The sequence below is a fragment of the Shinella sp. CPCC 101442 genome (assembly GCF_024704725.1).
In the GTDB taxonomy this organism is placed as follows: domain Bacteria; phylum Pseudomonadota; class Alphaproteobacteria; order Rhizobiales; family Rhizobiaceae; genus Shinella.
The window spans coordinates 954,630-969,708 of the sequence record NZ_JALIQS010000003.1 but is presented as its reverse complement, the minus strand read 5'-3'; the positions used below and the strand labels follow the sequence as shown (position 1 = coordinate 969,708).

The following is a 15,079-nucleotide window of genomic DNA, read 5'->3' as shown; positions in this document are numbered from 1 at the left end:
ATCTCCTTGTTGGGTTGATGATCCAAATCTAACGCGGCTTGTTCGGACTAAATACGATTGATGGTCCGCTTTTTGTTTGTTAAAGTCCGGAAATGGTCGACCCACTCTCCGAAATCATCGGGCTTCTCCGTCCCCATGCCGTGTTCACCAAAGGCATCAGCGGGGCAGGGCGCTGGGGCGTGCGCTATACGGATTTCGGCCATCCGAGTTTTGCCGTCGTGATCGAGGGCGCCTGCCGACTTGCCGTCGATGGACAGCCCGAGCTGATCCTTCAGGCCGGGGATTTCGTGCTGCTGCCGAAGACGCCGGGTTTCACGATGACGGGTTTTGAGCCCGTCCGGCCGCAGGTCATCGATCCGCACGCCGCGGCACTGGCGGTCGGCGAAGTCCGCCACGGCCGGCAGGACGGCCCGCCAGACGTTCGCATCCTCGGCGGCTACTTTGTTTTCCAGGGTGAGGATTCTGGGCTGCTGGTCTCGCTCTTGCCGGGGCAGGTGCATGTGCGCGGCGTCGAGCGCTTGTCGACATTGGTCAGGCTGCTCATCGATGAAGCGGATTCGGATCGGCCGGGTCGCGACCTCGTGCTCACCCGGCTTGTCGAAATCGTGCTGGTCGAAGCGCTGCGGCTGACGCCGTCGCCGGATGCGCCCGCCGGTTTGCTGCGGGGCCTCGGCGATGCGCGCCTGGCCGCATCCCTCCGCCAGATGCACGGCGATCCTGCCCGCGCCTGGACGATGGCCGAGCTTGCCAAAGCCTCGGCGCTTTCCCGCTCCTCGTTCTTCGAGCGTTTTTCGCGCCATGTCGGCGTGGCGCCGATGGAATATCTGCTGGGCTGGCGCATGGCGCTTGCCAAGGACCTGCTGCGCCGCCGCAAGACCGATATCGCCGAGGTCGCCGAGCGAGTGGGCTATGGTTCGGCCAGCACGTTCAGCACCGCCTTCACCCGCCATGTCGGCCAACCGCCTGGGCGCTATGCCAAGCAGGGCGCCCCGCGCTCGTAATACCGGTCAGGCATTGTCCGTTCGCGCCGCGATGATATCGTGATCCATCTCCGCCAGCGCCCGGTCGAGATGGCCCTCCAGCACCAGCGTCGCCTCCTCCGGCACGACTGTTATCGGCGGCGCGCCGAAGAGGCGGACCTGTTGCGACTGGGCAAGCCCCTCTTCGAGGCCGCGCTGGAGGAGATCGAAATAGCGCGTGCCCGGACCCGTGATGGCGATCGGCATGTTTTCGTAGAGGCTCACCATCCGCGACAGGCCTTGGCCCAGCGCAAGACCGGCCTGGCGGAAGGCATATTCCGACATGCGGTGCCCCTGGCGTGCGCGCAGCGCGATCTTGTCCATCTCGGCGAGCGGCACGAATTTCGCGGGGATCGTATCGGGCGGCACTTCAAAGGCGGTGCGCAGGATGCCGTAAAAGCCGGCCGACGCCTCGATGCAGCCCTGCGATCCGCAGCGACACAGTTTTCCGTCCGAAGAGTTCAGCATGTGCCCGAAATTGGGGGCGGTGACGGTTAGCTCCCCCGTCCGCTCGAAGCGGGCGATGCCGAGCCCGATGCTGTGGCCGAGCGAAAGAGCCGCGACCGCCTGAAGGTTCTTCACACCGGCCTTTTCCATGCGCAGCGCCATGGCATGGGCGACGAGCAGCGTCTCGTTGCTGATGAGGATTTTCGCCCGCCAGTGCGGTGCGAGCAGGGCGGCGAAATCCACCTGCTGCGATCCGAAGACCGGTGACCAGACGAGTTTTGCCGCCGCCGGATCGACCAGCCCCTTGCTGCTGATCGAGACGACCAGAACCTGTTCCCGCATGATGCGCGAGCGTGTCGCCAGCTTTTCCAGCGCGGCGACGAAGGCATCCGCAAAGGGCTGGGTGGCTGTGTCGGCATGGTTGCGCGGCTCCTCGAACCGGTCGAGCAGCGTGCCGCCATAATCGGCCAGCGAATATTGCACGACGTCGGAGGAGATGCGCACGGTGGCGAGATAGCCGGCATCGCGCCGCTGGCCGAAGATGACGCGCGGCCGCCCGCGCGAAGCCGATGCCTGCTGTTCGCGCCGCTCCAGCACCTCCGCCTTTTCCAGTTCCGCGGTGATTGCCGAGATCGTCGCCGAGGCAAGGCCGGTATGCTGGGACATGTCCGTGTGGGCGAGGGGACCGTGCCGGCGCAGCGAGGCAAGCACGAGCGCGCTGTTCTGCTGACGCACAAGCTCCGTGCTCGACTTCACCAGCATCTTTTGTTTCCGCTCGCTTTCACAGGCTGCAACCCATGCCCCTCCCAAAGCATCAGTCACGCCGTCATTCAAGGCCTTTCAAGCCGTGTTGACAGCCTGGAAAAGTTCTGACATTTATTTTCTCGACTGTCGAGAAAAAAGTCCCAGCACATCGGGAGGGGTATCGAGACAGTGTTATCGTGGCTGGTCGTTGATTGGGCGGGAGGTTCGTCCAGGCGGCCGGTGTTCACTTGGGAGGATAATATGAAGTCCGTTTTGAAGCTGATGGCAGGGGCTGCCATCATCGTTTCCCTGCATTCCGGTATTGCGCACGCCAAGGATCTGGTGGTCGGCGTTTCCTGGTCGAACTTCCAGGAAGAGCGTTGGAAAACCGACGAAGCCGCCATCAAGGCCGCTCTCGAAGCGTCCGGCGACAAGTACATTTCTGCTGACGCCCAGTCGTCTGCCGCCAAGCAGCTGACCGACGTCGAGTCGCTGATCGCCCAGGGCGCCAATGCCATCATCGTTCTCGCCCAGGATTCCGAAGCCATCGGTCCGGCCATCGAAAAGGCTGCCGCTGAAGGCATTCCGGTCGTCGGCTACGACCGCCTGATCGAAAACCCGGCTGCCTTTTACATCACCTTCGACAACAAGGAAGTCGGCCGCATGCAGGCCCGCGAAGTGTTCAAGGTGAAGCCGGAAGGCAACTACGTCTTCATCAAGGGCTCCTCGTCCGACCCGAACGCCGACTTCCTCTTCGCTGGTCAGCAGGAAGTGCTGAAGGAAGCGATCGACGCCGGCAAGATCAAGAATGTCGGTGAAGCCTACACCGACGGCTGGAAGCCGGAAAACGCCCAGAAGAACATGGAACAGTTCCTGACGGCGAACGACAACAAGGTCGACGCGGTCGTTGCCTCGAACGACGGCACGGCCGGCGGCGCGATCGCAGCGCTTTCCGCACAGGGCCTTGCCGGCACCGTACCGGTTTCCGGCCAGGACGCCGACCACGCCGCGCTGAACCGCGTCGCTCTCGGCACCCAGACCGTTTCGGTCTGGAAAGACTCGCGTGAACTCGGCAAGCGTGCTGCGGAAATCGCAGCGACGCTCGCCAGCGGCAAGACCATGGACGAGATCGAAGGCGTCACCACCTTCAACGGCGGCCCGAAGGGCGTCGAGATGAAGTCGGTCTTCCTCGCGCCGCTGCCGATCACCAAGGACAATCTGAACGTCGTCATCGACGCCGGCTGGATCCCGAAGGAAACGGCTTGCCAGGGCGTTGCCGCCGGCTCCGTTGCAGCCTGCAACTGAGTAGCGACCATCCGGTACTGACCTGACCATCGACAAGCGCCGCAGCGGCTTCCGTTGCGGCGCTTGCGCAAGATGGGCAGCGGGCGGAGGATGATGCGACGACACATCCTCGAAAGCAGGATGAGGAAAAGTGGGAACCGGTTTTCCGGAACATCCTTCTCCAACTCTTGGATACGCCCGGACGACACGTTCAACAAAAGTGGGGGAACGGCAAACCATGGCCGACATCACGACGACCGCTTCTGCCAATCGTGCGCGATCGGCAAGCGAGAACCCGGTGAAGCGCTTCTTCCGCGCCACCGAAATCGATACGCGCCTGCTCGGCATGGTCGGCGCGCTGCTGATCATCTGGATCGGCTTCAACATCTTGTCCGGTGGCCTGTTCCTCACGCCCCGCAACCTCTGGAACCTCTCCGTCCAGACGGCCTCCGTCGCCGTCATGGCGACCGGCATGGTGCTGGTCATCGTGACGCGCAACATCGATCTTTCCGTCGGTTCCATCCTCGGTTTCGTCGGCATGATCATGGGTGTGCTGCAGGCCGAACTGCTGCCGCAGCTGCTCGGCTTCAATCATCCGGCGATCTGGATCGTCACGCTGCTCTGTGGCCTGCTGCTCGGTGCCGCGATCGGCGCGCTGCATGGCTCGATCATCGCCTTCCTCAACGTTCCCTCCTTCATCGTCACGCTCGGCGGCCTGCTCGTCTGGCGCGGCGCCACCTGGTTCGTCACCAGCGGCCGCACCGTGGCCCCCATGGATGCCACCTTCCGCCTGATGGGCGGCGGCACCGAGGGCTCGATCGGGGCAACGGCGAGCTGGATCGTCGGCGCGCTCGCCTGCGCGGCCATCGTCGCGACGATCGCCAATTCCCGCAAGCAGCGCAAACGCTTCGGCTTCCCGCTGCGTCCGATGTGGGCCGAGTATTTCCTGGTCGCCATCGGCTGCGCGCTGGTGCTCGGCGCCGTCTTGATCGTCAACAGCTATCCCTGGCCCGTCGCCATCGCCCGCAAATTCGCAGATGCCAACGGCATCGCCTGGCCGGAGGGCGGATTGTTCATCCCCCATGGCATCGCCATTCCCGTGCTGATCGCCATCGTCGTCGGCATCGTCATGACCTTCATCTCGACGCGCCTGCGCTTCGGCCGCTACGTTTTCGCGCTCGGCGGCAATCCCGAGGCGGCGGAACTCGCGGGCATCAAGACCCGCTGGGTGACCGTCAAGATCTTCGCGCTGATGGGCATTCTCTGCGCCGTCGCAGCCGCCATTTCCACCGCCCGCCTCAATGCCGCGACCAATGCGCAGGGCGAACTCGACGAGCTCTATACGATCGCGGCCGCCGTGATCGGCGGCACGTCGCTTGCGGGCGGCATGGGCACAATCGCTGGCGCCATGCTCGGCGCCCTCGTCATGCAATCGCTGCAATCGGGCATGGTGCTTGTTGGCATCGACACCCCGTTCCAGCGCATCGTGGTCGGTATGGTCCTCGTCGTTGCCGTCTGGCTCGACACGGTCTACCGCGCCCGCGCTAAGTAAGAGGAGTTGGACCAATGACGGACACCACCCGTACGCCGCTCGTGGAGCTGAAGAACATTTCCATCTCCTTCGGCGGCATCCACGCCGTGGACAATGCCTCGGTCGATCTCTACCCCGGCGAGGTCGTGGCACTTCTCGGTCATAACGGCGCCGGCAAGTCGACGCTGATCAAGGTTCTCTCCGGTGCCTACAAGCGCGATGGCGGCGAGATCCTGATCAACGGCGAACCCGCCGACATCGGCAACCCGCGCGACGCCAAGAAATACGGCATCGAGACGATCTACCAGACGCTCGCCGTGGCCGATAATGTCGATGCCGCCGCCAACCTCTATCTCGGCCGCGAACTGCGCACCCCCTGGGGTACGCTCGACGATGTCGCGATGGAGGCCAAGACCCGCGAAGTGATGGGCCGCCTCAACCCGAACTTCCAGCGCTTCAAGGAGCCGGTGAAGGCGCTCTCCGGCGGCCAGCGCCAGTCGGTGGCGATCGCCCGGGCGATCCTGTTCAACGCCCGCATCCTGATCATGGACGAGCCGACGGCGGCGCTCGGCCCGCAGGAGACGGCGCAGGTCGGCGAGCTGATCAAGCAGCTGAAGAAGGAAGGTATCGGCATCTTCCTGATCAGCCACGACATCCACGACGTCTTCGATTTGGCCGACCGCGTCTCGGTCATGAAGAACGGCCAGGTTGTCGGCCACGCCCGCACCGAGGACGTCACCAAGGACGAAGTCCTCGGCATGATCATCCTCGGCAAGGTGCCGCCCAAGGCCATTCCCGGCCCCGGCGCCATGCAGACGGCCTGACCGAACGGCCACACCCAAAGCGGGCCGCCGGCACCCCGGCGGCCCGCTTATTTCCCGGTAACCACCCTGCAAAGCAAAAACAGCTCCCCTTTCAACAATTTCCCGATTGAAGCCCGCCCGCACCTGGGCTAAGACCCTTCCATCGGACAGGCGAGTCATCGCCTACGGATGCACCCGTAGCTCAGCTGGATAGAGTGTTGGATTCCGATTCCAAAGGTCACAGGTTCGAATCCTGTCGGGTGCGCCAATTTTTTCAACGATTTGCAAGGCGTCGACCACGACACCCGTGAGGATCGCATCGTGATTCGAAAGATCGTTGTCATCATCTGTCTCACTGCCATAGGTGTTTACACTGCGGGCTGTGCACGAAACTCCTGCCGTGATTGGCCGGGCACATGCATTATCCAGTGATACCAAGACGATACGCCGACACCTGGTCAAATCACCTGGGCGGGCGGCACGTTCGCAAATTAAGATGGATCGTGCGGTGGGCTTAACGCTATTGGCCTTTCACGGGCTTTGGTCGCTCTTCAACGGAGTGGCAGCGATGCCTGCGGACGCGATCAATTGCCCAACAAAAAGACCGGGCGACATAATCGCCCGGCCAGTTGCCTTGGGAGCTTTGATCCGTCAGGCGACGGAGATATGGCGCTTTTCTTCGACAGACCTTACGGCCGCATCGGCGAGTGCCAGGGCGGCGAGGCCGTCGGCGCCGGAGGGGGTGATGGTGGCGCCCTTTTCGATGGCGGCGATGAAGGCCGCGATCTCGTTGGCGTAGGCTTCCGTATAGCGGGTCATGAAGAAGTCGTGCAGCGGTGGGCGGGTGTAGCCGTCTCCATTGGCGATTTCGATGGAGACGGGGCGCTGGTTTTCGGCGGAGACGACGCCCTTAGAGCCGTGTACCTCGATACGCTGGTCGTAGCCGTAGGTGGCGCGGCGGGAGTTGGAGATGATCGCCTGCTTGCCGGACTTGGTCTGGAGGATGACCGAGACGCTGTCATAGTCACCGGCCTTGCCGATTTCCGGGTCGACCAGAACGGCGGCGGTCGCCGAGACCGAGGCGACCTCTTCGCCCAGCAGGAAGCGGGCCATGTCGAAGTCGTGGATCGTCATGTCGCGGAAGATGCCGCCGGAACGTTTGATGTAGTCGACCGGCGGGGCGCCGGGATCGCGCGACGTGATGGTGACTATCTCGACGTCGCCGATCTTGCCGTCGTCGATCGCCTTGCGCACGGCCATGAAATGGGGGTCGAAGCGGCGGTTGAAGCCGACCATCAGCTTGCCCTTGGTTTCTTCCACCACCTTCATGCAGGCGCGCACGCGGTCGACGTCGAGGTCGATCGGCTTTTCGCAGAAGATCGCCTTGCCGGCGCGGGAAAAGCGTTCGATGAGGTCGGCATGGGTGTCGGTCGGCGTGCAGATCACGACGGCATCGATGTCCTTGGCGGCTTCGATCGCCTCGATCGTGCGCACATCGCAGCCATACTGCTTGGCGATGGCGTCGGCGGCCGCCGGGAAGGCATCGGCGACGGCGACGAGCACGGCATCGGGATTGCCTGTCAGGGCCTTGGCATGCACCTTGCCGATGCGGCCTGCGCCGAGAAGACCAAATCTCACAGTCATCTTCATTCTCTCAAGTAAGCCGCATGCTTGGGGATCATGCGGGAGGAGGGGCGGGGCGATACGCTCGCCCCGCAAAAGCGTCGCGGCGAACCGCGAGGATTTCGGTTACGTCTTGCGCTTCTTCTGGCGGTAGACGTCGACGACGACGGCGGCCACGATGATCACGCCCTTGACGATCTCCTGGTAGAAAGCATCGACGCGCAGGAAGGTAAAGCCCGAGGTCATGACGCCGAGGATGACGGTGCCGATGACCGTGCCGGTGATGCGGCCCACACCGCCGGCAAGCGAGGTGCCGCCGATGACGGTCGCGGCGATGGCATCGAGTTCGTACATCACGCCCATGCCGGCCTGCGCGGTCTGGGCGCGGGCGGCAGTGACGACACCGGCGAGGCCAGCGAGCGCACCGGCAATCGCATAGACCTTCACGAGATGGGATTCGACATTGATGCCGGAGACGCGGGCGGCCTGCACATTGGCGCCGATCGCATAGGTGAACTTGCCGTAGCGGGTGTAGCGTAGCGCGATGTGGAAGATCACGGCGACGACGAGGAAGATCACGACGGGCCAGATGCCGGTGCCGATGAAGTTGAACTGTTCCGTGAGGCCCGAGACCGGCTGGCCCTTCGTGTACCACTTGGAGATGCCGCGTGCCGACACCATCATGCCGAGCGTGGCGATGAAGGGCGGGATCTTGGTCTTGGCGATGAGCTGGCCGTTGATGAAGCCGGCGAGCAGGCCGACGCCGATGCCGACCACCACCGGCACGATGACCGGCATGTCCGTCAGCGAGGGATAGAGCGCGCGCGGCCAGGTCGAGGCTTGCGCCAGCGAGGCCGTGAACATCGCCGTCATGCCGACGACGGAGCCGGACGACAGGTCGATGCCCCCGGTAATGATGACCTGCGTCACACCCACGGCGATGATGCCGATGACGGAAACCTGCAGGATGATGATCGTCAGGCGCTGCGGGTTCATCAGGAAGCTCTGGCCGACGAAAATCCAGCCAAGGACTTCGTAGACCAGCGCAATGCCGACGAGGACGAGAAAGATGTTGAGTTCCGGCGGGAGCCGGCGGGCAGATTTCTGCGCGGGGCTTTGAGCCTGCGCGGCGGAATTCGTGCTCATGATTACCTCCCTGATGGCCGCTCGGCGGCCTTAAATCTCACTGGCCCAACCTTGGGACCCGCTCTTACTGGGCCGCCAGTTCCATGACCTTGACCTGCGTTGCCTCGGCGCGGTCGAGAATGCCGGTGACGCGGCCCTCGTGCATGACCATGACGCGATCGCTCATGCCGAGCACTTCCGGCATTTCCGACGAGATCATGATGACGGCGACGCCGTCCTTGGCGAGTTCGGTGACGAAGCGGTGGATTTCCGCCTTGGCGCCGACATCGATGCCGCGGGTCGGCTCGTCGAGGATGAGGATGCGCGGATTGGTGAGCAGCCAGCGGCCGATCAGCACCTTCTGCTGGTTGCCGCCCGACAGGTTCTCGATGCGCTCCGACAGGTTGGGCGTCTTGACCCTGAGCTTCTTGCTCATCTCCTCGCAGACCTTCGTCAGCGCGCCCTCGGAAACGAAGCCGTTCTTGACGAACTTGTCCTGCAACACGGCGATCTGCATGTTTTCCAGGATGTCGAGGATCAGCAGACAGCCCGTGTCCTTGCGGTCTTCCGTCAGGAACGCCATGCGGTGCTTGATTGCGGTGTTCGGGCTGTCGATGTTGACTTGCTTGCCGTTGATCGAGATCGTGCCTGACGTCGCAGGCGTCACGCCGAAGATCGTCTCGGCGACATTCGAGCGGCCCGAGCCGACGAGGCCGGCGATACCCAGGATTTCCCCGGCGCGCACGTCGAAGGAGATGTCGTGAAAGACGCCCTTGAGGTTGAGGTTCCTGACCGACAGAACGACGTCTCCGATCGGCACGTCCTCTTTCGGGAACATCTGGGTGATCTCGCGGCCGACCATCATGCGGATGATGTCGTCGCGGGTCACGTCGGTAGAGGCATGCGTGCCGATATATTTGCCGTCGCGGAACACCGAGAATTCGTCGGCGATCTCGAACAGCTCGTTCATCTTGTGGGTGATGTAGACGATGCCGATGCCCTGCGAACGCAGGTCGCGGATGATCGTGAAGAGGTGGTCCACCTCGCGCTCGGTCAGCGCCGAGGTCGGCTCGTCCATGATGAGCACATCGCTCTCATAGGAAACGGCCTTGGCGATCTCGACCATCTGGCGGTTGGCGACGGAGAGGTCGCGCACCTGCACTTCCGGGTCCATCACGATGTTGAGGCGCTTGAAGAGTTCGGCGGTCTTACGGTGCATCTCGCCGTGATCGACGAAGCCGAAGCGGTTCTTCGGTTCGCGGCGGATCCAGATATTTTCCGCAACCGTCATGAAAGGCATCAGGTTCAGTTCCTGATGGATCATGGCGATGCCGTTCTCCAGCGCGTCGAGCGGTGATTTCAGGCGGATCTTCTGCCCCTTCAGCAGCACCTCGCCCTGGTCGGGCGTGTAGATGCCGGCAAGGATCTTCATCAGCGTGGACTTTCCGGCGCCGTTCTCGCCCATCAAGGCATGCACGGAACCGCGTCTCAGCTTGAACTGGACATCATCGAGCGCGACGACGCCCGGGAATTCCTTGCGGACGCCTTCCGCAGACAAGAGATATTCGGCATTCGGAATGGCGCCGCTTGCGCGAACCGCGGCCATGGTGGTTGGACTGACCATCGTCCCCTCCCTCCCGGAGCAACCTGAAACAGGTTGGACGCGCGCACGCCCGCGTGCGCGCGTCCTTCATAGTCTAGCGGATATTCACGAGACCGGTGAGCCGATCAGTTCTTCGCCTGGAAGTCAGCGATGTTTGCCGGCGTGACGAGCTGGAAGGGGATGTAAACCTTCGTCTCGACCTTTTCGCCCTTGGCGAGCTTGAGCGCGGCATCGACCGATCCCTTGCCCTGGCCGGCGGCGTCCTGGAAGACCGTCACGTCGAGGTCGCCGGCAGCCATGGCGGCAAGGGCGTCCTGCGTGGCGTCGATGCCTGCAACGACGACGCTGTCCATCGAGCGGCCGGCGGCCTTCAGGGCCTGAATGGCGCCGATCGCCATTTCGTCATTGTTGGAGATGACGGCGTCGAATTCCAGGCCGGCGGAGAGCCAGTTGGTCATCAGGTCGGCGCCCTGCGTGCGCGACCAGTTGGCCGTCTGCTCTTCGACGATGGTCAGGCCCTTGCACTCGTCGGTCGCGATGACGTCCTTGATATCCTGCGTGCGCATGCGCGCGGCCTGGTTGGACAGTTCGCCCATCATGACGACGACCTTGCCTTTGCCGTTCAGGAGGCGGCAGACTTCCTTGGTTTCCAGCGTACCGGATTCCTGCTCGTTGGAGGCGACGAACGCCTGCTTTTCCGGCAGTTCGTTGATGTTTGCCGGTTCGCGGTTGACGTAGACGAGCGGAATGCCGGCGTCTGCGGCAGCCTTCGAGAGAGCCGCCGTCGCATCGGTATCGACCGGGTTGACGATGATGGCGCTGACGCCGGAGGCGATGAAGTTCTGGATCTGGCTCTGCTGCTTGGCGACATCGTTCTGGGCGTCTTCGACCTGCAGGTCGACGCCGTCGAGCGTCTTGGCGTAGTCGGTCATGCCGTTGCGCAGAACGGTCAGGAAGTTGTCGTCGAACAGCGCCATGGAAACGCCGATCGTCTCAGCGTGGGCAGCCGTCGACATCATTACGGCAAGTGCCGAGCTCAGGATGAATTTTTTCATGTTCGTTCTCCTCCTCAACGTGGTGTCCGGCAGCACCACTGACTTAATCCGGATGGCTTCCCCTGCGGGCGCCCCGGCCGTCGCTCCTCCCGGGAGGCAAAGGCCAAAACAGAATAAACAAACCGCGAATTCCGTATTGCGGAATGTTTATTCCATTTTCTGTTTATGGCGTCAAGCCCGTTCCATTTTGGCGGAAGGGGATTTTGGTCGGGCTGGGGAAAAGTGGCGGTGGCAGGCTGTTGCCACCGGATTTCTCAGATGTTTGCGCGAAGGAAGGCGATGCTTTCGGCAATCGCGGTCTTTGGATCGGCGACGCCGTGCACGGCCGGCGAGAAGGGCTCGAAGGACAGCGGCCCGGCATAGCCGGCAGCGATCAAGGCCCTGATCTGGCTGGTATTTGCCAGCCTGTCTGCCGGGCCGACGAGCACGCGATGGCCATCGCGCATATCGGAGATGGCGATATCGGCGTCCTCCACACCCGAGATATGAACCAGGCCGGTAAAATCGGCAAAGATGTCCGGCTCGCCTGCCAGATGATGGTGGAACGTGTCATGTACCAGGCGGAATGTCTGTTCTCCGGCGACGGTCTTGATTGCTTCGACGGCCTCACGTTTGGAGCGCAGCGAGCAGATCTCGAAGCCGAGCGGCTCGACGAGGCCAAGGATGCCGGCGGCGTCAAGCAGCGGCTTGAGAGCGGTCAGTGACTGCTGAAGATTGGCCTGCCGCTCGCCGTCGGCCTGGCCGGTGCCGTCGTTCTGCGGTACGAGCACGAGGGCCTTTGCGCCACAGGCGCTTGCATAGTCGATCAGGTCCCTTGCCTCGGCGGCGCGGGCGGGCGTCCATTCGTTGAAACGCTGCAGGGCATTGATGGAGATGATCGTCACGCCGTGGCGCTCGGCGAGTGCCTTCACCTCGGCCGGCGTGGTGCCGTCGAGAATGGCGTTGCCATCAAGATCGTTGCGGATTTCGACAGCGCTGGTGCCGAGGGAGACGGCAAGCGCGAAGAAGGCGTCGAGTTTCAGCGCGGGCGCGGTCATGTGGTTGATGGCGAAAGTCGGCATGAAATGGGTGTCCTCCGGTAGTCGAGGCCACCGACAGGGCCGCCTCGCATGCACGCATGAGGATCGGGGAGCCCTTGACGGGCGTCAAAGTCCGAGGTGCTGTCGGCGCCCTCATTGTTGAAAGATTAAGGGCTTCACGTGAGAGAAAACTATCAAGGCGACGTCAGATGTTTTCCGGCGTGAAGAGCTCGAACGGCAGGAAGGTCTGGCCCGGCACGGCATTCTCCCCCTTTTCGATCGCCGTCACCATCAGCGAGACGAGCTCCCGGCAAAGTGCTGCAAGCGGCGTATGGATCGCCATCGTTACGATATCGTCGGCAAGCCCGGCCTTCGATTCCGGCGTCAGCTCGTTGACGATGAGCTGGATCTTGCCGGCGTAACCCTCTTCGCGCACGGCCGAAATCGCACCCTCCATGCCGCCGCCTGCCACGTAGAGGCCGACAAGATCGGGATGCTGGGCAAGCAGGTTGGCGGTCGCCTCGTGGGTGATCTCGCTGGTGTCGAGATTGACGAGCGTATCCAGGACCTCGAACCCCTGGCCCTTCTCGCGGAAGAAGGAGCGGAAGCCGATCTCGCGCAGTTCATGGCCATGAAAGCGGTGACTGCCGACGAAGATCGCCACCTTGCCCGGCCGTTTGGCGCCGTGCGCGATCATCCAGGCGGCGGTGCGGCCGACCTTCATATTGTTGAGGCCGATATAGCCCTGACGCACGTCCATGGCGAAATCGGACAGCAGGCAGAACAGCGGGATGCCCCGATTTTTCAGGTCTTCCGCCATTGTCGTCGTTGCGGGATAGTCGGGTGCCACGACGGCAAGCGCCTGGTTGCGCGTCGATAGCTGGCGCAGCATTTCGGTCATCGCAGCCGGCGTCTGCGCATTGATGAATTCGATTTGCGGCACGATGCGCGCGACCGTGCAGGCGTTGCATGCGATTTCGATCTCGCGGGCGAAATTCTGGTAGAAGGCCTGGTTCGGGCGCTGGAAACTGAAGCCCAGGCGATATTGCGGCAGGTCCTCGAAGACGCGCTGCCGGATGAGGCCGATGGCGTGATAGCCGATCGCGTTGGCGGCATCATAGACCCGGCGCGCCGTTTCCTCCCGCACCTTGTGACGGCCGTTCAGCACGCGATCGACCGTTGCCACGCTGACGCCGGCCGCCTGCGCAAGGTCAGAGATGGTGGGTCTCGATGCCATGTGGCTCTCCCTGAAATCTTTCCATCAATATTGAATGATAGCTAATGATGGATTTTGACGCATTCTATCATGGCGGGATTGAGAGATGCAAGCGGCGGCGTTATCGTTTGTCCATCAGATGAGGCGGGTCGCCGGAAAGCGCCTTGCAGGGAGGAAAAGCGATGAAGCCGACGAAGCGGGACTATAGTCTTCTTGGCCGGGATGCCGAAGCGGCCGTTGCCAACGGTCTGGCCGCGGCCGAGTGGTATCACACCGATGTCGCCCGCAAAGAGATGAAGGCGCTGATGCAGCGCAGCGATGCTCCCGCCATTCGCGACACGGCGATCTGGCTCGGCGCGATGGTCCTCTCCGGTGCGCTCGGCGCCTGGTTCTGGGGAAGCTGGGCTGCCGTACCCTTCTTTCTGATCTACGGCGTGCTTTACGGCTCGGCGTCAGATAGCCGCTGGCACGAATGCGGCCACGGCACGGCCTTCAAGACGATGTGGATGAACGATGCCGTCTACCAGATCGCCTGCTTCATGATCATGCGCAACCCGGTCACCTGGCGCTGGAGCCATACGCGCCATCACACGGACACGGTCATCGTTGGCCGCGATCCGGAAATCGCCGTCATGCGCCCGCCGGATCTCGTTCGCCTCGTGCTGAACTTCTTCGGTATTCTCGATGCCTGGCACGCTGTCGTCGACATGGTGCGCAACGCGGCCGGCGTCATGAGCGAGGCGGAAAAGACCTTCGTTCCGGAAACGGAACAGCCGAAGGCGATCCGCATCGCCCGCATCTGGCTCGCCATCTATCTCGCGACGATCGCCACCTGCCTCTATTTCGGCTCCATCCTGCCGGCCATGTTCATCGGTTTGCCCAGGCTCTACGGCGCCTGGCACCATGTGCTCACCGGTCTGTTGCAGCATGGCGGCCTGGCCGACAACGTTGTCGACCACCGCTTGAACAGCCGCACGGTCTATATGAACCCGATCAGCCGCTTCATCTATTGGAACATGAACTATCACGTGGAGCACCACATGTTCCCGATGGTGCCCTATCATGCCCTGCCGCGGCTGCACGCCATGATCAGGCACGACCTTCCCACGCCGAACCCGTCCATGTGGCACGGCTACCGGGAAATGCTGCCGGCCTTCCTGCGCCAGTTGCGCAACGAAGACTACTTCCTCAAGCGCGCGCTGCCCGAAACCGCACGGCCCTACAAGGAAGAATTCCACGCCGAACCGGCTTTCGCCGCCGCCGAATAACACCCTACGTCTTTGGAGGAGAGACCCATGAGCGACACCTGGATCGAAGTCTGCGCAGCCGATGATATCGACGAGGAGGATGTCATCCGCTTCGATCATGCGGGCCGCACTTTTGCGGTCTACCGCAGCCCGGAGGACACCTATCACGCGACGGACGGGCTCTGCACCCACGAAAAGATCCACCTCGCGGATGGGCTTGTGATGGACCACATCATCGAATGTCCCAAGCACAATGGCCGCTTCAACTACAAGACCGGCGAGGCCAAGGGTGCGCCCGTCTGCGTCGACCTCAAGACCTATCCGGTCAAGGTCGAGGGCGGCACGGTCTTCATCGGGATCTGA

At 62.8% G+C, this 15,079-nt stretch carries 13 protein-coding genes and 1 tRNA gene; 7 read left to right on the top strand and 7 right to left on the bottom strand.

Going from position 1 to position 15,079, the window contains the following annotated elements; all coding sequences use genetic code 11:
• Positions 1–92 precede the first annotated feature (92 nt).
• Positions 93–1,001: an AraC family transcriptional regulator gene (locus MUO32_RS15160; RefSeq protein ID WP_257949162.1), complete on the top strand. Its 909-nt coding sequence runs from the start codon at positions 93–95 to the stop codon at positions 999–1,001.
• 6 nt (positions 1,002–1,007) lie between these two features.
• Here MUO32_RS15160 and MUO32_RS15155 read toward each other — a convergent pair whose 3' ends face one another.
• Positions 1,008–2,228 carry an ROK family transcriptional regulator gene (locus MUO32_RS15155; protein ID WP_257949161.1) on the bottom strand — a complete coding sequence of 407 codons (1,221 nt, stop codon included), beginning with the start codon at positions 2,226–2,228 and terminating at the stop codon, positions 1,008–1,010.
• A gap of 243 nt (positions 2,229–2,471) precedes the next feature.
• Between MUO32_RS15155 and xylF the strand changes: the two genes are divergently transcribed.
• The 4 genes from xylF to MUO32_RS15135 all read left to right on the top strand — a co-directional run bounded on the left by xylF (position 2,472) and on the right by MUO32_RS15135 (position 6,096).
• Positions 2,472–3,515, top strand: coding sequence for a D-xylose ABC transporter substrate-binding protein (gene xylF, locus MUO32_RS15150; RefSeq protein ID WP_257949160.1), 1,044 nt, complete (start codon positions 2,472–2,474; stop codon positions 3,513–3,515).
• Positions 3,516–3,732: 217 nt separating this feature from the next.
• Positions 3,733–5,046, top strand: coding sequence for a sugar ABC transporter permease (locus MUO32_RS15145; RefSeq protein ID WP_257949159.1), 1,314 nt, complete (start codon positions 3,733–3,735; stop codon positions 5,044–5,046).
• Positions 5,047–5,060: 14 nt separating this feature from the next.
• A complete protein-coding gene (locus tag MUO32_RS15140; protein WP_257949157.1) occupies positions 5,061–5,849 on the top strand; it encodes an ATP-binding cassette domain-containing protein in 789 nt (262 codons plus the stop codon).
• A gap of 170 nt (positions 5,850–6,019) precedes the next feature.
• Positions 6,020–6,096 (top strand) — tRNA-Arg (locus MUO32_RS15135).
• A gap of 383 nt (positions 6,097–6,479) precedes the next feature.
• Here MUO32_RS15135 and iolG read toward each other — a convergent pair.
• The 6 genes from iolG to MUO32_RS15105 form a co-directional block, all read right to left on the bottom strand.
• A complete protein-coding gene (gene iolG / locus MUO32_RS15130; protein ID WP_257949156.1) occupies positions 6,480–7,472 on the bottom strand; it encodes an inositol 2-dehydrogenase in 993 nt (330 codons plus the stop codon).
• A gap of 105 nt (positions 7,473–7,577) precedes the next feature.
• A complete protein-coding gene (locus MUO32_RS15125; RefSeq protein ID WP_257949155.1) occupies positions 7,578–8,597 on the bottom strand; it encodes an ABC transporter permease in 1,020 nt (339 codons plus the stop codon).
• 64 nt (positions 8,598–8,661) lie between these two features.
• Positions 8,662–10,200, bottom strand: a complete 1,539-nt coding sequence (locus MUO32_RS15120) for a sugar ABC transporter ATP-binding protein (protein WP_257949154.1) — start codon at positions 10,198–10,200, stop codon at positions 8,662–8,664.
• 104 nt (positions 10,201–10,304) lie between these two features.
• Positions 10,305–11,234, bottom strand: coding sequence for a sugar ABC transporter substrate-binding protein (locus MUO32_RS15115; RefSeq protein WP_257949153.1), 930 nt, complete (start codon positions 11,232–11,234; stop codon positions 10,305–10,307).
• Positions 11,235–11,488: 254 nt separating this feature from the next.
• Positions 11,489–12,295, bottom strand: a complete 807-nt coding sequence (locus tag MUO32_RS15110) for a TIM barrel protein (RefSeq protein WP_257949152.1) — start codon at positions 12,293–12,295, stop codon at positions 11,489–11,491.
• A gap of 163 nt (positions 12,296–12,458) precedes the next feature.
• Complete coding sequence (locus MUO32_RS15105; protein ID WP_257949151.1) at positions 12,459–13,490, bottom strand: LacI family DNA-binding transcriptional regulator; 1,032 nt, start codon at positions 13,488–13,490, stop codon at positions 12,459–12,461.
• Positions 13,491–13,651: 161 nt separating this feature from the next.
• Here MUO32_RS15105 and MUO32_RS15100 point away from each other — a divergent pair, with 161 nt between their 5' ends.
• Positions 13,652–14,737 carry a fatty acid desaturase family protein gene (locus tag MUO32_RS15100; protein ID WP_257949150.1) on the top strand — a complete coding sequence of 362 codons (1,086 nt, stop codon included), beginning with the start codon at positions 13,652–13,654 and terminating at the stop codon, positions 14,735–14,737.
• Positions 14,738–14,764: 27 nt separating this feature from the next.
• A complete protein-coding gene (locus tag MUO32_RS15095) occupies positions 14,765–15,079 on the top strand; it encodes a MocE family 2Fe-2S type ferredoxin (RefSeq protein ID WP_257949149.1) in 315 nt (104 codons plus the stop codon).